Below are 21,162 nucleotides of genomic sequence, written 5' to 3'. Positions count from 1 at the left end.
GGCCGCACCGCGAGCCTCAGTCCGACTCGTGACCGCGCAGTTCGCCGCGGTCGCCAAGTCGTCCGTCCGGTTCCGCGCGGTCGGTGCGCAGCGTCGGGAGGACAGACCGGGCGTCGATCGACTCGCTCCCGAGCACCGCGAACCCGGCGAAGATGGTCAGGAAGCCGGCGATCGCGAGCGGGGAGATCGACTCCCCGAGCAGCGCCCACCCGCCCAGCGTCGCGACGACCGGCACGACGTAGAAGACAAGGTTCGCCCGGATGGCGCCGGCCTCGTCGATGAGCGAGAAGTACGTGATGTACGCGACGGCGCCGGCGAACACCCCGACATACCCGAGCGCGACGATCGCCTCGGGAGCCCACGTGATGGCAGCGGCCGACTCGCCGGCGGACAGCGAGAGGAGGTGACACAGGAGCGCCCCGAACGGGAGCCCCCAGGCGGTTCGAACCGTGCTCGACAGGGTCCCGTCGGCCCGTCGGATGAGCACGCTCCCGAGCGCCCCGCACGTCGCCCCCGCGAACAGCAACGCCTTGCCCACCACTCCGCCGCCGAGGAGGTTGGCGGGGTCGGGGCTGACGACGAGACCGACGCCCAGGAGGCCGAGGAGCATCCCGGCCGACCCGCGCGCGGAGAGGCGTTCGTCCGACAGGGCGACCGCCGCGAACACCGGCGTCAGGATGGGGTTGAGGCTGAAGACGATCGATCCAACGGCGCTGGTGGCGTACTGCTGGCCCACGAACAGCAACGCGTTGGCCGCGCCGATGACGAGGAGCCCGGTCGCGAGGATCCCGGCCGCGTCGCCACGCGTCCGCGGGAGCAGGTCCTCCCGCGACGTCGTGAGGAGGGCGTAGCCCGCCAGCACGACGGCCGCGACGTCGAACCTGAACGCGACGAACAGCAGCGGAGGGAAGTAGTCGAGCCCGGCCTTCGCGGCGACGAACGTGCCGCCGAAGAGGACGGCGGTGACCGCAATGAAGGCGAGCGAGCGCCGGTCGATCACCGGGGGCCCTCCGTTCGGTGTTGGAGGGTCGGGGACGCTGCACCGGGGGAGAGCGGCGAGGGAGACGAGTGGATCATCGTACCAGTCGGTACGGGAACCGCACGTATAGTTTCGTTCAGAAATAATTTCAAGGGAAGAAATAACCCGGCTCCGCGGAACTCACTCGTGCGGTGAAACGGTTTCACGGTGCGAAAACGGTTTACGGGGACGGGTTCCAGGGGAGCCATGGAATCGGCGCTGGAGACGATCGAGTTCCTCGCGCTCTCGTCGAACCGGGTCGAGGTGCTCGAACTCCTCGCTGTGGGCCGGCGGACGCGGACGGAGCTCGCCCGGGAGACCGGCGCCTCGCAGGCGACGCTCGGCCGGATCCTCGGCGACTTCGAGGACCTCTCGTGGATCAGGCAGGAGGACGGCGAGTACGTGGCGACGGCGACGGGACGGCTCGTCGCGTCGGGCTTTACCGACCTGCTGGGGATCGTCGAGACCGAGCGGAAGCTCCGCGACATCGTCCGGTACCTGCCGACGCACGCGATGGACTTCGACCTCGGCCGCCTCGCGGACGCCACCGTGACCGTCCCCAGCGGGACGAGGCCGAACGCGCCGGTACAGCGGGTCGTCGACCTCCTCCGCGACGCGGACGACGTCCGAGTGTTCTCCCACGCGTTCAACGAGCAGAGCCTCACCGCCGTCCAGGAGCGGGTAACCGGCCCCGACCGGACGTTCAGGGGCGTCTTCTCGCGGAACGCCATCGACGCGCTCGCCGACGACTCCGGGTTGCGGCGACGGCTGGAACGGCTCCTCGAGTCCGACGGCGCGGGGATGCGGATCCACGAGGAGGGGGTCCCCCTCGCGGTGACGATCGCGGACGACGTGGTCCACCTGCTGTTACGCGACGAGAACGGGGTGCTGCAGGCGTCCGTGGACACCGACGACCCGGCCGTCTACTCCTGGGCGCACGACACGTTCGATCACTACTGGCGGACAGCGTCGCCGATCGATCCCGACGAGTTCTCGTCCTGAACGCTCGAAAATCGGACACCAGCCGTTGGGTGCCGAATCTCCCAGTGGGCGGTGAGAAAACGCAGCAGCTAGCCTCCCGGCACGACGGGCCCGTCGTCAGTCGTGGCGGAACGACCGCGAGCCGGTGAACGCCATCGCCATGCCGTGCTCGTCGGCTGCCTCGATCACGTCCTCGTCGTTGACGGAGCCGCCGGGCTGGACGACCGCCTCGATGCCCGCGTCGGCCGCCTCCTCGATGCCGTCCGGGAACGGGAAGAACGCGTCCGAGGCCATCACGGCGCCCTCGGCGGACTTGCCCTCCGCGTCCTTTTCGGCCTTCATCGCCGCGAGCGTGACCGCGTCGACGCGGGACACCTGCCCCATGCCGACGCCGACGGTCTCGGTGCCGGTCGCGAAGAGGATGCCGTTCGACTTGACGTGCTTCAGGACCCGCCACGCGAACAGCATTGTCTCCACCTCGTCGTCGGTCGGCTCGCGCTCAGTGACGAACTCCAGGTCCTCGCGGGTCGGCGACTGGCGGTCGCGCTCCTGGATCAGCCGACCCCCGACGAGGGGCTTCTCGGTGTGCGTCTCCGTGACCTCCCCGAGGTCGCCGACGTCGAGCACGCGGAGGTTCTTCTTCCCGGTGAGCACGTCGAGCGCGTCGTCCGTGTAGCCGGGGGCGACGACGACCTCCTTGAACGAGTCGACCACCTGCTCCGCGGTGGACGCGTCGCACTCGCGATTGAGCGCGACGATGCCGCCGAACGCGGACTTCGGGTCGGTCGCGAGCGCGTCGGCGTAGGCATCGGCGAGCGTGTCCGCGGTCGCACAGCCGGCCGGGTTGGTGTGCTTGATGACCGCAGCCGCCGGCTCGTCGAACTCCTTGATGAGGTTCAGCGCGCCGTCGGCGTCGTTGTAGTTGTTGTACGAGAGCGCCTTCGCCCCCTCGTTCAGCTGGTCCGCCGCGACGACGTTCGCCTCCTCGCAAGTGGTGTCGGCGTACAGCGCGGCGTCCTGATGGGGGTTCTCCCCGTAACGGAGCTCCCGAACGCGGTCATCGCCCGCGAGCCTGCGGGCGGGGAAATCGCCGCCGTCGTCGCCGTCCACGGTGACTGTCCGCTCCTCGTCGTCCACCGCAACGCGACCCTCCGCGAACCACTTGATCGCGCGGGGGTACGCGGCGAACTCCGCCTCGTACAGCACGCGCTCCTTCAGGTCGTCGACGTCGTCGCCCTCGTACACCGGAACCGGTTCCTGGGTCACGATCGGACCGGCGTCGACGGCCTCGGTGACGACGTGGACCGTGCAGCCGGTCGTGCGGACGCCGGCCTCGAGCACCTGCTCGTGGGCATCCCTTCCGGGGAACGACGGGAGCAGCGACGGGTGGACGTTCAGCGTCGTCGTCGGCACGGCGTCGAGGAACTCGGCCGTGAGCACGCGCATGTAGCCGTCCAGGCAGACGAGGTCGAACTCGTACCCCTCCAGCGCGTCGAGCACCCGTCGCTCGTGCGACTCCCGGGACTCCTCGGCGTCGCGCTCGACGACCTCGGTGGCGATCCCGCGCTCGTCGGCCGCGTCGAGCACGGGCGCGTCGGCGTCGTTCGTCAGCACGACCGAGAGCTCGGCGCCGCCGGGCGCCCTGTCCGCGATGTTCCGGATGTTCCGCCCGCGATTGCTCGCCATGCCGGCAATCTTCATGGTTGAGGGGACCCGCGCCGGCGGAAAAACGATTGCGGTCCGTAGCGCCGACTTATACACGTACTCGCATAAAATCGTCGTCTAGGAGGCGCCGAACCAAGTCGAGTATGCACGGCCGTGGTGGCAGCGACCGGAACGCCTTTGCCCGATGCGACGGCACGAGCGCGTATGGACATCCCCCGCGAGGACCCGCTGGCGGCCGTCTCGCCGCTCGACGGACGGTACGCCGGGCGGACCGCGCCGCTGGTCCCGTACGCGAGCGAGGCCGGGCTGATCCGCGCCCGCGTCCGCGTCGAGGTCGAGTACCTGCTCGCGCTCGCCGAGGAACCCGGTGTCGGCCTGACGCTCTCGGACGACGAAGCCGACGCGCTTCGCGATATCCTCGCGGAGTTCGACGCTGAGGACGCCCGTCTCGTGAAGCGGCTGGAGACGGAGGGCGCGGCAGGCTACTCAGCCACGAACCACGACGTGAAGGCCGTCGAGTACTTCGTTCGCACCGAGACGCCCGAGCGCGTCCACCCGTGGATCCACTTCGGCCTGACCAGCGAGGACGTTAACAACCTCGCCCACCGCCTCCTCGTGAAGCCCGCCGTCGAGGAGGTCATCGTTCCCGCGCTACGAGAGGTGCGCGACGACCTGACCGAGATGGCCAGGGAGCACCGCGACGTGCCGATGCTCGCCCGGACGCACGGTCAGCCCGCGACACCAACGACGTTCGGGAAGGAGATGGCCGTCTACGCCGCCAGACTCGGGCGGGCACTCGGCCGAATCGACGCCGCGACGGACGACCTCTCCGGGAAACTCGCCGGCGCCTCCGGCACCTACGCCGCCCACCGCGCCGCCTACCCAGACGTCGACTGGCGCTCGTTCTCCAGGGAGTTCGTCGCCGGACTCGGCCTCGAACACACCCCGCTCGCGACCCAGGTGAACCCCTGCGACGACCTCGCGGCGCTGTTCGACGCGCTCCGCGGGGCCAACAACGTCCTCCTCGACCTCGATCGCGACGTCTGGCTCTACGTCTCGGACCGCTACCTCGGTCAGGAGGCCGCCGCCGGCGAAACCGGGTCGTCGACGATGCCCCACAAGGTGAACCCCATCGACTTCGAGAACTCCGAGGGGAACCTCTCCAAGGCGAACTCGGACCTCACGTTCCTGGGGGACTACGTCACGACCTCCCGGCTCCAGCGGGACCTCTCAGATTCGACCGTGAAGCGGAACGTCGGCGCCGCGCTCGCGCATTGCCTGATCGGCTACACCAAGACGAGCGCCGGCCTCGACAAGGTCGCCCCCAACGAGCGGGTCATGCGCGAGGAACTGGAGGCGAACCCCGAGGTCGTCGGCGAGGCCGTGCAGACGATCCTCCGGCGCGAGGGCGACACCGGGGCGTACGAGCGCGTGAAGGAACTCACCCGGGGGAGCAGGACCACCCTCGACGACTTCCGCGCACTCTTCGACGACCTCGACGTGGACGACGCGACCCGGGAGGAGCTACGCGCGCTCACGCCGGCCACCTACACCGGCTACGCCGACGAACTCGTCGGCGAACTCGACGAGGAGACCTGACCGACGGACCGCGACGATCTTCGGTCGGGTACTCACCTGGGGACCTCGATCGTCGGGCGCGATGCTCCAGCAGACACCCGGGGGTGAAGTTGGCGAATTTCGAACACTACTCGAGAGAATCGCCCGAAAGGAGGCGTGGTTCCGGATTCGTATTATATTGATACGTAGAAACGGGTTATCGGGGTATAAGGGGCAAGCAGGTACAGGCACCAGCACTCTGTGAGATCCGGTGCAAGGAACGGACGCAATGGCACGAAACTTCACCGACGATGACCGCGACAAGAACGTCGTCACCTCCGAGGGGAACCGCATCGGCACCATCGACGACGTGAACGACGACCGCGCGACGGTCAAACGCGACAGGGACAAGAGCCTCACGGACAAGGTGAAGGACATGCTGGGATGGGACGACGACGACTCGAACGAGATCCGCAACGAGCACGTCGACACCGTCAACGACGACGAGGTCCGACTGCGGGACCGACGGTAAGTCGGAGCGAGTCGAGGTCAGTCCGAATCCACGAGCGTTTTTTACGGTGTCCGGCGACTCCCCGGCCAGCGTTGACTGCGCCGACAGCGTCGAGCGACGAAGTGGAGGATTCGTTTAGAGCCTTTTTTCGAACCGGCTTACGGCGACGGTCCGTCAGTGCCGCCTCGGGTCAGAATGTCCTGGCGGCCTCCTCGTACCGCCTCAGGTCAGTACACTTCGGCGGCCTCCTCGTGCCGCCTCGGATCAGTACTCCTCGTACGCGAGGTTCATCAACCACTGCGTGAACGCGTCACTGTTGGGGTCGATCTCCTCCTCGCCGATGAACGGCGAGAGCAGGTCGCCGGCCATCAGCAGCGAGAAGTCGAGATCGGCGGCGGTCGGCTCGAGGTAGTAGGTGTTGTGCCCGTTGTACACCGCGTCCTCGCGGTTGATGAGCTCCAGATCGGCGAGTTTCTCGGCGATGCGGCTCCCCTTGCGGGAGGAGACGTCGAGCTCCTTCCAGAAGTCGCTCTGGTGGACTCCGCCCGTCTCACGGACGAGTTCGAGCCCTGCGCGTTCGTCGTCGGAGAGGTCGGCTTCGGCCTCGGCGGCGCTCATACGGTGACTCACGGCGCGGCCCCCGTTTAACTTTGGCCTTCGTCCCCGCCGGCAGCCTGGGTCTCGATCACGGTCTCGTACGGCGTCCGGCACGGCGGTCCGTCGGCGAAGTCGTACCGTCGGCTCCCGTCGGCACCCAGCAGCACCAGCGACGACGAGCGCGTGCCGTAGCCGTCCTCGTGGACGCAGACACCGAACTGGTGGTTTCCGAGCGCATCGCCGGCGCGTTCGAGCCACTCCTCGGGCGTCTCGTCGGGAAACGGACCGAGGTGGTCGGCGAGCCTGCGGGCGTTGCGGGCCTGCTGCTCAGCGATCTCGACGCGACCCGGCGGTTCGTAGTACGTCCCGTCGAACCCGACGTTGCCGACGACGTGCACGCCCTCCCCGAGTTCGGTGACTCGGAGCGTGCCGCCCCACTCGAGCAACAGGGCGGTGTCCCCGTCCGCGAGCACGAGGTTGAAGCCGTCGTAGTCGTGGGTCGCACACGACTCCTCGACGAGGCTCGCCGCCTCGTCAGCGGACGGCTCCCGGAGGCAGTCGCGCACGAGGAGCCCCCGCGAGCGCCCCGCGGGCAACCCCTCGACCCATCGGTTGGTGATGCCGACGAACACCCCGTCCTCGTTGTATCCGATCCACGTCCCGCCGGCCTGCGCGTCCCGCGGGCCGACGACGCCCGGTTCCAGTTGGCCGGGCGGTTCGGACGGCCGGTCGATCGACTCGTCGCGGTTCGCGGCGACGAGGACCGGCGCCTCGGGGAAGACGTCCCAGGCGAGGGTGAGCGTACACATGGAACCGGGTACACGGTCCGTGGGGAAAAGCGGGGGCGGTCGGGGGTGAAACTGACCGGCGAAGCGGGAACCGACCGCCGGCCGGCGAACCGGCGCTCACCCAACCAGTCCGTCCACGGCGCGAGTCACCGCCTCGGCCGCCGTTCGAACGCGGCTCGACCGGACGTATTCGCGTTCCGAGTGGGCGACGGCCCCCTCGTCGTCGGCGAGGTGGCCGGGCCCGAACACGACCGTCGGCGCCGGCGCGAAGTACGACGCCTCCGTGGCGGCCCCGAAGGGCCGAACCTCGCCGTCACCCGCCTCGCCGACGCTGCTCGCGGCGGTCGCGAGCGCGCCGACCAGTTCGTGCTCCGCGTCGGTGTCGAACGCCTCGAGGAACGGCGTCGGGCGATCGGTCAGCGAGAACTCGACGCCGACGTCCCGGGGGACGACCTCCCGCACCGACGACGTCAGTTCGGCGCGAAACCCCTCGGCCGTCTCCGGCGGCACGGACCGGCGGTCGAGGGTGAGTCGCGCCTCGGCGGGCACCTGGTTCGACGCCTCGCCGCCACCTACGCCGGTCGGGACCAGCGTCGGCGCACCGAGTCGCGGATGGGGGTCGCGGTCGTCGTCGAACCGTCGGATCGCCCCGAGCGCGGACTCCAGCGCGGCTACCGCGTTGACCCCCGACTCGGGCTCCGCCGCGTGCGCCGCGCCTCCCGAGAGCGCCAGGGTTCCCTCGAACCGGCCGCGCGCGGCAGTACAGACGTCGCAGTCGGTTGGCTCGCCGACGACGAACATGTCCGCGTTCAGCGCGTCTTCGCCGGTCACCAGCGCGTGCGCACCGGTCGAGATCGTCTCCTCGTCGGGGGTGATCGCGAGCGTGAGCCGCCCGTTCGAGGGTTCGACTGCCAGAAATGCCGCCAGCAGCGCTGCCAGCGGTCCCTTCGCGTCACACGCGCCACGCCCTCTGAGGACGTCCCCCTCTCGCTCGACGGGGAGTCCCGGCGGGACGGTGTCGATGTGCGTGTTCAGTACGAGGTGGGGCCCGTCGTCCCGTCCTTTCGCGGCGCGGACGTTGCCGGCGTCGTCGACGACCGGTTCCTCGCCCGCGTCCGCCAGCGTCTCGACAAGGAGTTCCCGCATCTCCTCGACCGACTCGTGCGAGTCGACCCGGACCGCCGCCACTAGGAACTCGACGGGGTCGAACTCGTCGGTCACGGCTCCACCTCCAGCGTTCCAGACGCCTCGCGCTCGGTGGGTCCCGCGAGCGTGGCCGACCCGTCGTCGGGGACGGTCACACGGAGGTCGCCGCCGGGCGGCGACACCACGGCCGATTCGCCGTCGGTCCGTCCGGTTCGCCGGGCAGCCGCCAGGACCGCCACGGCGCCGGTCCCGCACGCGCGGGTCTCGTCCTCGACGCCGCGTTCGAACGTACGCTGGCGGTAGCGGACTCCCTTATCGTCCTCCTCGGCGTCGACCGCTTCCGCGAGGGTGACGTTCGCGCCCTCCGGGAAGACGTCGGCGTGACGGACCGCCGGGGCGATCGCCGGGAGATCGACGGCGTCCACGTCGTCGACGAACGCTACGGCGTGCGGGACGCCCGTGTTCACCGCCGTCACGGTCAGCCCCTCGACCGACTCCTCGACGAGCGGTTCCTCGCGCGCGAGCGGCACGTCCGCCGGCGCGAACGACGGCCGGCCCATCTCGACCTGCACCCCGTCGTCGCGGACGACCGCGCGGCGGTCACCCGCCGGCGTTTCGACGACGAACTCCGTCGCCCCGCTCCGCTCCGCGGCCCAGGAGGCGACGCACCGGGCGCCGTTCCCACACATCTCGGCGATGGAGCCGTCCGGCTGGACGAGCGTCATCTCGACCCTCGCCGGATCGGCGTCGACGTCGAGGTCGAGGAACAACACCCCGTCCGCGCCGCGCCGTTCCCCCGCCTCGACGCCAGTCTCGCGGTCGCAGTGCGCGACGGCGAACGCCTCGCGGTCGGGAACTGGGGCGCTGGCGTCGACGACGAGGAAGTCGTTCCCGGTCCCGTGGTACTTCACGAACTCGACGGCGGTCATCGCTCCAGTCGGGTGAGGTCCGCGAGCGATTCGCGCTCCCGGAGCAGCTCGCCCGCGAGCGACACGTCCGCGGGACGCGGGCGGGAGTTGTACGTCGAAGCCATCTCGTAGCCGTACGCGCCGACGTTGCCCAGCGCGAGGAGGTCGCCCCGTTCCGGGACCGGAAGCGGACGGCCCTCGCAGAAGGTGTCGCCGCTCTCGCAGATGGGGCCGGCGACGGTGACGGGGGCCTCCTCGCGGTCGACGGAGTCCGGTTCCAGGGAGCGGATCTCGTGGAAGGCATCGTACATCGCCGGCCGCAGCAGGTCCGTCATGCCGGCGTCGACGCCCGCGACGAGTTCGTTCGGCGCCCCCTTCACGGTGTTCACCCTGGTCAGGAGCACGGCCGCGTCGGCGACGACGTAGCGGCCCGGCTCGAGCGCCAGCCTCGCGTCGAGTCCGTCGAGCTCCTCCCGGATCGCCGCCGCGACGGCGTCGAGGTCGAGCGGTTCCTCGTCGTCGCGGTAGGGGACTCCGATTCCGCCGCCGACGTTCACGTACTCGAGGTCGCCGACGTCCCCCGCGAGGTCCGCGACGCGCGCGAGGAACTCCCGGTGGGCCGCGAGGTCCTCATCGCCGTGGATTCCCGAGCCCGCGTGGGCGTGCAGTCCGACCACGTCGAAGTCGGGCCTCGCACTGGCGAAGACCTCGGCGACGCGCTCGGCCGGCACGCCGAACTTCGCCGCGCCGCCCGTCCGGACCTTCTCGTGGTGGCCGGCGCCGACGCCGGGGTTCGCGCGGACGCAGACCCGTCCGTCGTACCCTCGCTCGCGCAGGCGGTCGAGCGTGTCCGCCGCGCCGACCGTGATCGTGAGGTCGGCACCGTCCTCCCACCACTCCACGACCGCGTCGAGGTCCCTCTCGGGCGGGTTGACGGCGGTGTAGTCCACGTCGTCGCCGTCGAACCCGGCGTCGAGCGCGCGCCGCACTTCCCCGGCCGAGGCGCACTCCGCGCCAAGTCCCGCGTCGCGAACCGCTTCGAGCACCGCACGGGCGGTGTTCGCCTTCACCGCGTACCGGAGGTCCGCGTCGGGGAACGCGGCGCGCAGCCGGGCGCAGTTCTCCGCGACGCGGTCGAGGTCGGTGACGTACAACGGCGTGTCGTGTTCGTCCGCGATGTCCGACAGCCGGTCCGCGTCCCAGTCGGCGAGGCGGCGGATCGCCGGCGAATCCTCCGGGTCGGCGTCCGCGGCGTCGGCGACGGACTCGCCCCCATCGGTGACCGGGGTGGCATCGTCGCTCATTCCCGGAGCGCGTCCTCCCGCCGCGTCGCCTCGAGCGTCTCCTCCTCGATGTGGGTGGCGACGACCGCGGGCTTGTACGCGCCGCCCTCGAACAGGTCGTGGTCCGAGACGCTCGACTCGACGAACCGCGCGAACGCGCGGCGGTCCTCGGGAAGGTGGCCGTAGAGGACCTCCTCCTCGACGAGGTCGTACACCGGGATCCTGGGCGTCAGCAGCGTGTTCTCGCCCACGACGGAGTTCGCGCCGACGCGGAACCCCGAGGTGACGCGGCAGCCGGCGCCGAGCGAGACGCCCTCCTCGATCACCACGGGGGCGTCCTCGACCGGTTCGAGCACGCCGCCGACGAGCGTGTTGGCACCGAGCTTCACGCCCTGTCCGAGCTGGGCGCACGAGCCGACCGTGTCGCAGGAGTCGACGAGAGTCCCCGGACCCACGTACGCGCCGATGTTGACGAACGACGGGCTCATCATGATGGCGTCGTCGCCGAGGTGTGCGCCCCGCCGGAGGACGGTCCCGTCCGGCGTGTTCCGCGCGCCGCCGGCCTCGAGATCTGCTGTGTCCCGTAACGGGAGGACGTCGTAGTAGCCGACGCCGCCGTACTCCCGCCGCTCGGTCTCCCGCAGTCCGAAGTTGAGCAGGACGCCGCGCTTCACCCACTCGTTGGCCTCCCAGTCGGTCACGGAGGAGCCGGCCTTCTCGGCCGCGCGGACCTCGCCCGCCTCGAGCGCGTCGAGGAACGCCTCCAGGGTCGCCCGGTCCTCGTCGGTCAGGTCGCCGGCCGTCAGGCCGTCGTCGTAGCGGTGCCACAGGTCGTCGATGTCGGATTCCAGCGTCATTCGAGTACCTCCGTGAAGTCGTGTTCGCCGGCCTCCCGGCCGGCCAGCCAGACCGCCGCGTCGAGCGCGCCGGCGGCGAACACTCGCCGCGAACCCGCTCGGTGGGTCAGTTCCAGGACGTTGTCGTCGCCCGCGAGCAGGACCTCGTGTTCGCCGGCGACGTCGCCGGCACGGCGCGCGTGGACGCCGATCTCCTCGGCCGAACGGGGGGCGTCCCCCTCGCGCCCGTGCGTGCGGCTCGTGAGGTCCTCGCGCTCCTCCTCGATGTCGTCGAGGAGCGTGAGCGCGGTGCCGCTCGGCGCGTCCCACTTTCCGTTGTGGTGGGTCTCCGTCACCTCAACGTCGTAGCCCGGGAGCGCCCCGACCGCCGCCCGGACCGCCCGGCGGAGCGCCGCGACCCCGCGTGAGAAGTTCGACGCGCGGAGGACGGGCACGGTTTCCGCGGCCGCCGAGAGCGCCCGCTCCTGCTCGTCCGTGTAGCCCGTCGTCCCCACGACGACCGGTACGCCGGCCTCCGCGCAGGCGGCCACGTACTCCACGCTCGACTCGGGTCCGGTGAAGTCCACCAGCGCGTCCGTGTCGTGCTCGGCCAGCAGGGACGGGAGGTCGGCCGCGTCGTGGACCTCGATCCCCGCGACGGCCTCCGCCGGCGATCGGTTCACCGCGAACGCGACGTCGACGTCGTCGCGGTCGACGGCTGCCTCGATGACCTCCCGGCCCATCCGTCCCCCCGCGCCGGTGACGGCGACCCGTGTGCTCACGACCGGTCACCACCGGTCGTGTGTTCCGGACGCGCTTCGCGTTCGAGGGAGCTCACGCCTCGGCCACCTCCGACTCCTCGAGGTCGGCGAGCAGGTCCTCGAGGACCGCACGGGTCTCGTCTGTCGCTCGCGTGAGCGGGAGGCGGAGGTCGGCCGGGCCGTACCCTCGGATCTCCATCGCCTCCTTCACCGGGATGGGGTTCGTCTCGCGGAACAGTTCTCGGAACAGCGGCGCGAGTTCGTGGTGGAGCTCCCGCGCGCGCTCGAAGTCGTCCTCGAGCGCGGCGTGGACCATCTCGGTCGTCCGCTCCGGGACGACGTTCCCCCCGACGCTGATGGTGCCCGTCGCGCCGACGGACATCGTCGGCACCGTCAGCGCGTCGTCGCCCGAGAGCACGTCGAACGTCTCCCCGCGCGTCCGCTCGATGATCTCGGAGATGCGTCCGATGTCGCCGGATGCCGCCTTGTACCCCTGGACGTTCGGGAGCGCCGCGAGCTCGACGACCGTGTCGAGGTCGAGGCTCTGCCCGGTGCGCGAGGGGACGTTGTAGACTATCTGCGGCAGGTCGACCGCCTCCGCGACCGCCGCGAAGTGTTCGTACTGGCCCCGCGGCTCCGGCTTGTTGTAGTACGGCGAGATGAGCAACAGGGCGTCCGCGCCCGCCTCGGCCGCGCGCTCGGAGAGGTCGACCGCCTCGTGGGTCGAGTTCGAGCCGGTGCCCGCGATGACCGGAATCTCGACGGCATCGACGACGGTCTCGACGACCTCGCCGTGTTCGGCGTGGGTCAGGGTCGCCGACTCCCCGGTGGAGCCGACCGGAACGAGTCCGTCGACGCCGGCGGCTTCGAGCCGTCGGGCGTCGGCGGCGAGTTGCTCGTGGTCGACGTCGTCGCTGTCCGTGAACGGTGTCGTCATCGCCGGGTAGACGCCGGCGAACGTGTCGTGGTGGATCGTCATGCTGTGTGGGTCGGTGGTGTCGATGGGTTCGGTCGTCACGCGGTGCGGTCGTCCGGGGTCGCCCGGGACGGGGGTGCCACTCCCGCCGCGAGCGGACTACGCGCGTTTCGGTTTCCGACCCGAGAAGGCGGCCGACACGCCGCGCTCGTGGGGGGCGGCCCCAGCGCGGCGCGACGTGTCTCGCATACGTGGTACGGAGTGTGGCGGCTACTAATGCGTTGCGCCAGGGGCCGATGTTGCTCGTCGGTTTCGGCTGGCGTATCGCTGCTGGAAACGTCCGATGAACTTCGAGACGGCGAAACCGTCTCGAACCATCACGCGGGCGAAGCGCGCGTGAGCGGAAGGGCTGCCGCCGCGCGCCACCGGCAGATTTCCTGGACGACCGACGCCCAACAGGGAGTGGCGACGCTCTGGGATCTCCCTCTCGCGTCTACCCCCGAAACGCACCTATAAATCCTTTTACCGGGGCACGCGTCACTCCCAGTGTCATGAGCGATCTCCCGGACGACTTCAACTGCACTATCACCAACTGGGAGTACATCTACGACCTCTGCCGCCAGGTCTCCGACGAGGTGAAGGCGGCCGACTTCGAGCCGGACGTGGTGGTCGCGCTCGCCCGGGGCGGCTGGTTCGCGGGGCGGTGCATCTGCGACTTCCTCGGGATGGACGACCTCACGAGCCTGAAGATGGAACACTACGTGGGCACCGCCGAGAAGTCCGGCGAACCGACCGTGCGCTACCCGATGCCGGAGGGCAGCGTCCAGGGGAAGGACGTGCTCATCATCGACGACATCGCCGACACCGGCGGCTCCATCAAGCGCGCCCACGAGTACGTGGACGAACGCGACGGCGGCGAGATCCGGACGGCGACGCTCCAGCTCCTCCAGAGTTCGACGTTCGAGCCCGACTTCATCGGCGAGCGGCTCGAGGAGTGGACGTGGGTGGTGTACCCCTGGAACTTCATCGAGGACATGGTCGACCTCATCTCCGGCGTGATGGAGCGGGCCGACCGGGACCGGTTCTCGAAGGAGGACGTGCGGCACTTCCTCTCGGAGTACCACGACGTCGACCGCATCGGCATGGAGATCGCCCAGCCCGGTCGCCTCGACGAGGTCATGTCCGAGATGGTCCGGCGGGGCGTCGTTCGCGAGACGGACGGCGGCTACCGTCTCGTAGACGCCGAGTAGTCGCGGACCAGACGCTCGATCCTCCTCCGGGAGTACCACCCGAGCAGTGTCACCACGGCGACAGCGGCCAGTATCGCGAGCGCCGCGTTGAACGAACCGGTCTCGACGCTCGCGCCGGCCAGCGCGACGAGCGTGATCCCCGGCGCTCGTCCGAGGAACGCCGCTGCGAGGAGCCGTGAGAGCCTGATTCGCGTCAACCCGGCCGCGAAACACACCACGTCGTCCGGCAGTCCGGGAACCAGGAAGACGACGAACACCCCGAGGATCCCCGTCTCGCCGACGAACCCGTCGAAGCGCGCGAGCAGGTCGCCGGCGATCGTCCGTTCCAGGAACGGACGCCCGTACGTCCGCGAGAGCAGGAACGCCGCGCCGCTCCCGAGCGTGAAGCCGACCAGGGAGTAGGCGGTCCCGGCGACCGGCCCGAACAGGTAGCCGCCGAGGAACGCGACCACCTGTCCCGGCACGGGCGCGAGGACGACCGCGAGCGCCGCGAAGAGGACGAATCCGGCACCCGCGTACGGGCCGAGTCCGAGGAACGCCGAACGGAGCGCGTCCGGGTCCGAGAGGGAGGGCGTGAACGTCCGGAGGGTGAACGCGCCGCCGAGCAGGCACACCGCGACCAGCGCGGCCGACCGCAGGAACCGCCGTCGCGCGTCCGCGGAGACGAACGGGTTCACGGGAGTGACCCCTCCGGGAATCGGCATAAACCTCGTGTCTCGACGCAGTGCCGCTTTCGAACACCTCTTGTCGTTGCCATTCGTGAGCACGCCCGTGTCGCTCCTCGACATCTTCCTCGGCGCCGTCCTCCCCATCGTCGCCATCTCGGGCGTCGGGTTCGTCCTCGGGCGGATCAAGGACGTTGACCCGGGGCCGCTGAACACCGGCGTGGTGTACGTGCTGGCGCCGGCGCTCGTCCTCCACAGCCTCGCGACGGCCTCGCTCTCGGGCGAGACCATCGCGAAACTGACGATCGCGGTGACAGCCTACATCCTCGGGATGGTCGTCCTCGGGGAGGCCGTGGGTCGGCTGCTCGGCGAATCGGAGCCCCGACTCTCTGCGCTCGTCCTCGCGGCAACCTTCCCGAACTGCGGCAACTACGGCATCCCCCTCTCGGACTTCGCGTTCCCCGGCGGGGGACGCGCGACCGCCGTGCTCTACCTCGCCATCCAGTCCGTGCTCATCTACACCGTCGGCGTCTACGTCGCCTCCCGCGCCGGCGGGGGCGGCGGCCTCTCCGGGGTGAAGCGCGTCCTCCGCATCCCGCTCGTCTGGGCCGTCCCTGTCGCGCTCGGCGCGCGCTGGCTCGGCGTGGTTCCACCCGTGGACGGCTCCGCGATGACGACGCTCCAGCTCGTCGGCGACTCCTCCATCCCGGTCATGCTGCTCATCCTCGGCATCCAGCTCGCGCGGACCGACTACGGGACGGCGCTCTCGCAGGTCGGCGTCCCGTCCGTACTGAAGATGGTCGTCGCGCCGGCGGTCGCCGTCGCCGTCGCGCTCGTCGTCGGCTTCAGCGACCCGACGGTCGCGCGGGTGTTCGTCCTCGAGTCGGCGATGCCGGCGGCCATCACGCCCGTCATCCTCGTGACGGAGTTCGCGGGCGACAGGCAGATCGGCGGGGTCTCCATCCCCGAGTACGTGAGCACCATCGTACTGGTGACGACGGTGGCGTCGCTGCCGCTCCTCACCGGCCTCATCGCGCTGTTGCAGGGCGGGTTCGTGGTCTGAACTGACCGTTCGACCGACGCCGACGATCGGACCTCGAACCGTAGAAAGATGGACGACGGAGGAGAGCGCCTCCAGCTACGCCGACTCGCGGTCCCGGGGAGGGGTCGTCTCCGAGCTCGATTCGGGACGCTCCGTCCGTTCGAACCGGCTGTCGGAGAGGGAGTCGGGTTTGGATTCGGGGAGGAACACCCGTTTTCGACGGCCGAACTGGCGGCGCTCGATCTCCCCGGCGGACTCCAGCTCGTTGAGCGAGCGGCTCATCGACGAGGAGGACCAGCCCATCACGTCCGCGAGTTCACCCTGCCACATCTGACCGTCGTTGTGGTGGATGAGTTCGACGAGGAACTCGTTGGGCTGGAGCCCGGTCGCCATCCGGATGTCCTTCTTCGAGATCCGGTCCCGCGCGACGAGTTCGTCGATCGCCGTGGCGTGGTTTGCTCCGGGGTTCGGGCGTTCGCTCGCTCGACCCGCCCTGGGATCGGACCCGGTTGTCTCGTCCGACCGCTCCGACGATCCCAACGTGCCCGCGATCCGCGCCCACACCTCGGAGAGAACTGTTCGTACTTTCGAGCCGCTCATACCCCTGTTGTACGCCGATCCGGACGTATCCTTGTGCGTGATCGCAAACCCAGCCGTTCCTCGGAGTAGTTCATCGGTGAGTCGATTAGCCACGTCGTGGTAAACCCATCTGCTTTCCATGGAAACTCCTTTTTAAGCCCCGTCTACCGGATGCGACCGTGGACGGTTCCGAACACCGTTGAAACCAGACGGTACGTCCGTCGTAACGGATGCCTACCGAGCGGGGTCGGCGCGACGAGTAGTCAGTCGTCGGCGTGCGACGGTTCGCCCGTCTCGACGACGGCCGAGGTCCAGGTCCCGCGGAGCAGCCACGCGAGGACGACCACCGCCCCGACGACGTCGCCGAAGACGACCGCCCACCAGATACCGGTCGTCCCCCAGCCCTGTTCGAACACGAGGACGTACGTCGCGGGGACGCGGACGCCCCAGAGCGCGATCAGGGAGAACACCAGCGCCGTCTTCGTCCGGCCAGCGCCCCGGAACGCGCCGCGGCCGACCTCGAAGACGCCCGTGAACGCGAACATCACCGCCGCCGTCCGGAGGTAGACCGTCGCGTACTCGATGGTCTGGCCGGCGTCCGGGGCGTCGGGCGGGAGGAACACCGTGACGATGGCCTCGGGGAACGCCGCGGCGAAGAGGCTCACCGGGATCATCACCGCGACGACCACCGTCAGCGCGGCCCGGACCGCCCGCCAGGCCCGGTCCGCGCGCTCGGCCCCGAGGTTCTGGCCCACCACGGTGTTCGTCGCCTGCGAGAGCCCCAATGCCGGCAGGAACACCAGCGAGATGAGGCGGTTCCCCAGCCCGTACGCGGCGACGATGGCCGGGGGGAACGACGCGACCATGCCCGTCAGGACGACGAACGCCAGCGAGACGCCGGACTGTTCGAGCGCCGACGGGACGCCCAGCGTCACCACGTCGCGCACGATGTCGAGGTCCGGAACCAGGTCGGGCGGGCGGACGTCCGGACCGGCCGAGGTGCCGAAGATGACGTACCAGCCGACGACCGTTGCGACCGCCCGGGAGACGAGCGTCGCCCACGCGGCGCCCTCGATGCCCGAGCCGTTGATCGGGCCGAACCCGAAGATGAGGATCGGGTCGAGGACGACGTTCAGGGCGACCGAGATGACCATCACTCGAAGGGGACCCCTCGTGTCGCCGTAGCCCCGCATCAGCGAGACGAACACGTAGAACCCGAACAGGAACGGCGTCGCGAGGAAGAACACCCGCATGTACTCGGCGGCGAGGGGGACGATGTCCCGGGCGGTCGCGACGTCCGCGGGCAACAGCGCGAGCATCGGCTCGACCGCGACGTAGCCGACGGCGGCGATGACGAGCGAGACGAGCATGACGAACCCGAGCGTCGTGCCGGCGACGCGGCCCGCCTGCCGGTCGCCGCCCGCGCCCGTGTGCTGGGCCACGAGGATGGCTCCCGCCGCGGTGAAGCCTGCGCCGACGCTGATGAAGAGGAAGACGATGGGGAACGCGAGCGAGAGCGCGCCGACGGCGTCGGCGGACAGCCGGCCGAGCCAGAACGTGTCCGCGACGTTGTACATCACCTGGAGGAGCTGGATGAGGACCAGCGGCCAGGCGACGCGCAGCATCGGCCGGAGCAGATCACCCTCCGTGAGGTCGTTCGCGCGGCTGGCGGTTGGAGGGCCAGTCATACCGGCAGGTCGTGGCGGCACCTCTTGAAAGCTCGTAACTGTTGGTAGCCCGTGCCACACCGGAGGTGGATAGACGGTAGGAGGAGCTTATCTCCCGGTGAACGCCCTTCACGACCAACGGGTTCGCAACGCGTGACGACTCCGGAGGGTCTGGAGGCGATACGTGCTGTGACCGGTGTTCCTCGGAGCCGTGGGGAACTCGACGTCCGGTGAAAAACGACGGTGGAATACGTGCAGTTCAGGCAGCCGGCACGTCGAACTCACGGGCGCGTTCGCGCACGTCTACCGCGTCGCCCGTCAGCAGTTCGCCGTCCCGGTACAGCACCTCGCCGTCGACCATGGTGAACTCGACGTCGTCGCCGTGGGCGGCGAACACGAGGTGCGAGAGGGGGTCGTGGAGCGGCGTCGCCCGGGTGATGTCGGTCGTCAGGCCGACGACGTCGGCCTTCCAGCCCTCCCGGAGCTTCCCGACCCGGTCGAACCCGGCCGCGCGGGCGCCGTTCGCGGTCGCCATCTCGAGGACGAGTTCGGCGGGCGTCGTCGTCGCGTCGAGAGCGTCGACCTTCTGGAGCAGGCTCGCCTGCCGCATCTCGGTGAACGGGTCGAGCGTGTTGTTGCAGGGCGGGCCGTCGTTGCCGAGGGCGACGTTGATGCCCCGACGGACGTAGTCCGGGATCGGCGCGATGCCGGAGGCGAGTTTCATGTTCGAGGACGGGCAGTAGGTGACGTGCGTGCCCGTCTCGGCGAGCACCTCGCGTTCGGACTCGTCGGTGTGGACGCAGTGGGCGAGCACGACGTCCTCGCCGGTGAGGCCGACCTCGTTGAGCCAGTGGATGTTCCGCATCCCGGTGTCCTTCTCGACGGCCGCGATCTCGTCCCGGTTCTCGCTCGCGTGGGTGTGGATGCGCACGCCGTCGTAGGCGTCCGCGAGTTCACGCGCTCCGCGGAGGCACTCCTCGGTACACGAGACGGCGAATCGAGGGGTGACCGCGTACCCGATCCTCCCGTCGCGGTCGCCGTGGTACCGACGGATCAGGTCCTCGGACTCCGCGAGCGCCTCGTCGGCGTCCTCGCGGAGGCCCTCGGGGCAGTCCTTGTCCATCAACACCTTCCCCATGCGCGCGCGGATGCCGATGTCGGCGGCCGCCTCGAACGCCTCGTCGGCGTGGTGGACCGAGAGGTGGTCGACGACGGTCGTGACGCCTGACTCGATGCACTCCAGGTAGCCGAGTTCGGCGCCGAGTCGCATCCCCTCCGCCCCGAGGCCGGCCTCCATCGGGAGGACGTGGTCGAACAGCCAGTCGAGCAGCGGGGCGTCGTCGGCGATGCCGCGGCCGAGCGACTGGACGGAGTGGACGTGCCCGCCGACGACCCCGGGCGCGATGATGTCGTAGCCCGTGCGCTCGTGGTCGGGGTGCTCGTCCACGAGCGTCGCGCGCTCGCCGACGGCGGCGATGGTGTCGCCCTCGACGACCACCGCGCCGTCCTCGACGACCGTCCCGGAATCGGCGATGACCGTCCCCGCGAGTAGCATACCTCCGAACCGTCCGCCGGCGCGACCGAAATACCTGTCCATTCAACCGTTCTTCGATGGCTCGAGTTTCCGGCCAGACCGCTAAGACCGCCATCCGGCAATCATCGAACCAACCCGGAGTGGACGTTCCTTCTGTACGGGGGAAGCAGTATCGCAGAAACGAGGATGACGAAAATTTTCTAATCTCCTAGGTTAGCCCAACCACTGCATGGATATGAACGAAGTATTCAATGCCCTCACGTTGTTTCTGGTTAGCAATTTCGTGTTAACACGATCTCTCGGTATCAACGAACCGTTCGAGACCGTCGTTGGTCTCGTCTGCCTATTCGGAATCGTCGTTGCTCCCTCGTATCTGGTTGCCGGCCTGGTGATGAAGTGGACCGATAACTGAGTACGCCGAGGTCAGTTCAGGTGGGGAAAACGCCCCCCGGTTCCATACCCCCGGTAAATCACCGCCTTCGCGTCCCCCCTGCGATTCCTTCGACGAACGCCAAACCACACCCTTTAGCCGAACTCGCGAGAACCACGCACCCGAATCATGACCATCGGCTTCATCGGCGGCAGCGGAATCTACGAGGCGCTCCCGCTCGAGAACACCCGTACCGCGGAGATCAGCACGCCCTTCGGCGAACCGTCCGCTCCGCTGGAGATCGGCGAGTTCGGCGACACCGGCCGCGAGATCGTCTTCCTCCCCCGCCACGGCCCGGATCACCAGCGGTCGCCCACCGACCTGCCGTACAAGGCGAACATGTACGCGCTCAAGCAAGCCGGTGTCGAGTACGTCCTCGCCAGCAACGCCGTCGGGTCGCTCCGTGAGGACCTCCCGCCGCAGACGCTCGTCGTGCCCGACCAGATCTACGACCGGACGAAGCTGCGGGACCTCTCGTACTTCGGCGACGGTGTCGTCGTCCACCAGCCGTTCTCGCGACCGTACTCGCCGGAACTCGTCGAACACCTCGCGACGTCGGCCCGCGAGGCGACCGACGCGCAGGTGGCCGAGGGCGGGACGTACGTCTGTATCGAGGGGCCGCAGTACTCCACGAAGGCCGAGTCGGAGTTCTACCGCGACCAGGGGTGGGAGATCATCGGCATGACCGCGATCCCGGAGGCGAAACTGGCCCGGGAGGCCGAGATGGCCTACGCGACGCTCGCGGGCGTGACCGACTACGACGTGTGGAACGACGACAGCGAGGTCACGCTGGAGGAGGTGCTGGAGAACGCGGCGGAGAACGAGGCGGCCATCAAGGAGGCGGTCGAGCACGCGATCCGAACGTTCCCCGAGGACCTGGAGTGCGAGGCGCACGGCTCGCTCGAGGGGACCATCAACACGCCCGCAGGGGCGATTCCGGACGAGACCAGGGAGAAACTGGACCCGTTCATCGGGCAGTACCTCGACGACTGACGGGGGCGCCGCGACTCCGAAGTGAAAACCGGGTT

The 21,162-nt window shown here is 69.5% G+C and carries 20 protein-coding genes; 6 read left to right on the top strand and 14 right to left on the bottom strand.

Annotation, left to right across the window (positions count from 1 at the left end):
• Positions 1 to 16 precede the first annotated feature (16 nt).
• Positions 17 to 1,000: a DMT family transporter gene (locus HUG10_RS02150; RefSeq protein ID WP_179167988.1), complete on the bottom strand. Its 984-nt coding sequence runs from the start codon at positions 998 to 1,000 to the stop codon at positions 17 to 19.
• Between the two features lie 225 nt (positions 1,001 to 1,225).
• Between HUG10_RS02150 and HUG10_RS02145 the strand changes: the two genes are divergently transcribed.
• Positions 1,226 to 2,020, top strand: coding sequence for a helix-turn-helix transcriptional regulator (locus HUG10_RS02145; RefSeq protein ID WP_179167987.1), 795 nt, complete (start codon positions 1,226 to 1,228; stop codon positions 2,018 to 2,020).
• Positions 2,021 to 2,116: 96 nt separating this feature from the next.
• Here HUG10_RS02145 and purH read toward each other — a convergent pair whose 3' ends face one another.
• Positions 2,117 to 3,700, bottom strand: a complete 1,584-nt coding sequence (purH, locus tag HUG10_RS02140; protein ID WP_179167986.1) for a bifunctional phosphoribosylaminoimidazolecarboxamide formyltransferase/IMP cyclohydrolase — start codon at positions 3,698 to 3,700, stop codon at positions 2,117 to 2,119.
• Positions 3,701 to 3,868: 168 nt separating this feature from the next.
• Here purH and purB point away from each other — a divergent pair, with 168 nt between their 5' ends.
• Complete coding sequence (purB, locus tag HUG10_RS02135; protein ID WP_179167985.1) at positions 3,869 to 5,263, top strand: adenylosuccinate lyase; 1,395 nt, start codon at positions 3,869 to 3,871, stop codon at positions 5,261 to 5,263.
• A gap of 247 nt (positions 5,264 to 5,510) precedes the next feature.
• The gene (locus HUG10_RS02130; protein ID WP_179167984.1) at positions 5,511 to 5,753 is read left to right on the top strand and encodes a hypothetical protein; all 243 of its coding nucleotides are present in this window, start codon (positions 5,511 to 5,513) and stop codon (positions 5,751 to 5,753) included.
• Positions 5,754 to 5,996: 243 nt separating this feature from the next.
• On the opposite strand, the gene HUG10_RS02125 is transcribed toward HUG10_RS02130, so the two are convergent.
• The 8 genes from HUG10_RS02125 to dapA all read right to left on the bottom strand — a co-directional run bounded on the left by HUG10_RS02125 (position 5,997) and on the right by dapA (position 13,030).
• A complete protein-coding gene (locus tag HUG10_RS02125; protein WP_179167983.1) occupies positions 5,997 to 6,350 on the bottom strand; it encodes a helix-turn-helix transcriptional regulator in 354 nt (117 codons plus the stop codon).
• Positions 6,351 to 6,376: 26 nt separating this feature from the next.
• Positions 6,377 to 7,138, bottom strand: a complete 762-nt coding sequence (locus HUG10_RS02120) for an NRDE family protein (protein WP_179167982.1) — start codon at positions 7,136 to 7,138, stop codon at positions 6,377 to 6,379.
• A 96-nt stretch (positions 7,139 to 7,234) separates the two neighbouring features.
• Positions 7,235 to 8,338, bottom strand: a complete 1,104-nt coding sequence (locus HUG10_RS02115; protein ID WP_179167981.1) for a M20 family metallopeptidase — start codon at positions 8,336 to 8,338, stop codon at positions 7,235 to 7,237.
• Positions 8,335 to 9,192 (bottom strand): diaminopimelate epimerase, encoded by an 858-nt coding sequence (gene dapF / locus HUG10_RS02110; RefSeq protein WP_179167980.1) that lies wholly within the window; start codon positions 9,190 to 9,192, stop codon positions 8,335 to 8,337. Before dapF ends, HUG10_RS02115 begins: the two co-directional genes overlap by 4 nt.
• Positions 9,189 to 10,475, bottom strand: a complete 1,287-nt coding sequence (lysA, locus tag HUG10_RS02105) for a diaminopimelate decarboxylase (protein ID WP_179167979.1) — start codon at positions 10,473 to 10,475, stop codon at positions 9,189 to 9,191. Before lysA ends, dapF begins: the two co-directional genes overlap by 4 nt.
• A complete protein-coding gene (locus HUG10_RS02100) occupies positions 10,472 to 11,311 on the bottom strand; it encodes a 2,3,4,5-tetrahydropyridine-2,6-dicarboxylate N-succinyltransferase (RefSeq protein WP_179167978.1) in 840 nt (279 codons plus the stop codon). Before HUG10_RS02100 ends, lysA begins: the two co-directional genes overlap by 4 nt.
• Entirely contained in the window at positions 11,308 to 12,072 is a 765-nt protein-coding gene (gene dapB / locus HUG10_RS02095) for a 4-hydroxy-tetrahydrodipicolinate reductase (protein WP_281375681.1), read from the bottom strand. Before dapB ends, HUG10_RS02100 begins: the two co-directional genes overlap by 4 nt.
• Before the next feature lie 52 nt (positions 12,073 to 12,124).
• Positions 12,125 to 13,030 carry a 4-hydroxy-tetrahydrodipicolinate synthase gene (dapA, locus tag HUG10_RS02090; protein ID WP_179170970.1) on the bottom strand — a complete coding sequence of 302 codons (906 nt, stop codon included), beginning with the start codon at positions 13,028 to 13,030 and terminating at the stop codon, positions 12,125 to 12,127.
• A gap of 488 nt (positions 13,031 to 13,518) precedes the next feature.
• Between dapA and HUG10_RS02085 the strand changes: the two genes are divergently transcribed.
• Positions 13,519 to 14,217 (top strand): phosphoribosyltransferase, encoded by a 699-nt coding sequence (locus HUG10_RS02085; RefSeq protein WP_179167977.1) that lies wholly within the window; start codon positions 13,519 to 13,521, stop codon positions 14,215 to 14,217.
• Here HUG10_RS02085 and HUG10_RS02080 read toward each other — a convergent pair.
• Complete coding sequence (locus HUG10_RS02080; RefSeq protein WP_179167976.1) at positions 14,193 to 14,894, bottom strand: TVP38/TMEM64 family protein; 702 nt, start codon at positions 14,892 to 14,894, stop codon at positions 14,193 to 14,195. The genes HUG10_RS02085 and HUG10_RS02080 overlap by 25 nt on opposite strands.
• A 73-nt stretch (positions 14,895 to 14,967) precedes the next feature.
• On the opposite strand from HUG10_RS02080, the gene HUG10_RS02075 reads away from it, so the two are divergent.
• Positions 14,968 to 15,945: an AEC family transporter gene (locus HUG10_RS02075; protein ID WP_218780635.1), complete on the top strand. Its 978-nt coding sequence runs from the start codon at positions 14,968 to 14,970 to the stop codon at positions 15,943 to 15,945.
• Positions 15,946 to 16,020: 75 nt separating this feature from the next.
• On the opposite strand, the gene HUG10_RS02070 is transcribed toward HUG10_RS02075, so the two are convergent.
• The 3 genes from HUG10_RS02070 to HUG10_RS02060 form a co-directional block, all read right to left on the bottom strand.
• Positions 16,021 to 16,524, bottom strand: a complete 504-nt coding sequence (locus HUG10_RS02070) for a helix-turn-helix transcriptional regulator (protein WP_179167975.1) — start codon at positions 16,522 to 16,524, stop codon at positions 16,021 to 16,023.
• Between the two features lie 242 nt (positions 16,525 to 16,766).
• Complete coding sequence (locus tag HUG10_RS02065; RefSeq protein WP_246310201.1) at positions 16,767 to 18,191, bottom strand: MATE family efflux transporter; 1,425 nt, start codon at positions 18,189 to 18,191, stop codon at positions 16,767 to 16,769.
• Positions 18,192 to 18,429: 238 nt separating this feature from the next.
• Positions 18,430 to 19,725, bottom strand: coding sequence for a 5'-deoxyadenosine deaminase (locus tag HUG10_RS02060; RefSeq protein ID WP_179167974.1), 1,296 nt, complete (start codon positions 19,723 to 19,725; stop codon positions 18,430 to 18,432).
• Positions 19,726 to 20,263: 538 nt separating this feature from the next.
• Here HUG10_RS02060 and mtnP point away from each other — a divergent pair.
• Positions 20,264 to 21,127 carry an S-methyl-5'-thioadenosine phosphorylase gene (gene mtnP / locus HUG10_RS02055; RefSeq protein ID WP_179167973.1) on the top strand — a complete coding sequence of 288 codons (864 nt, stop codon included), beginning with the start codon at positions 20,264 to 20,266 and terminating at the stop codon, positions 21,125 to 21,127.
• The last annotated feature ends 35 nt before the right edge of the window (positions 21,128 to 21,162 follow it).

It is taken from the genome of Halorarum halophilum, assembly GCF_013401515.1.
Taxonomy (GTDB): Archaea; Halobacteriota; Halobacteria; order Halobacteriales; family Haloferacaceae; genus Halorarum; species Halorarum halophilum.
The sequence above is the reverse complement of the archived record's forward strand: the minus strand, read 5'-3'. Positions and strand labels throughout refer to the sequence as shown.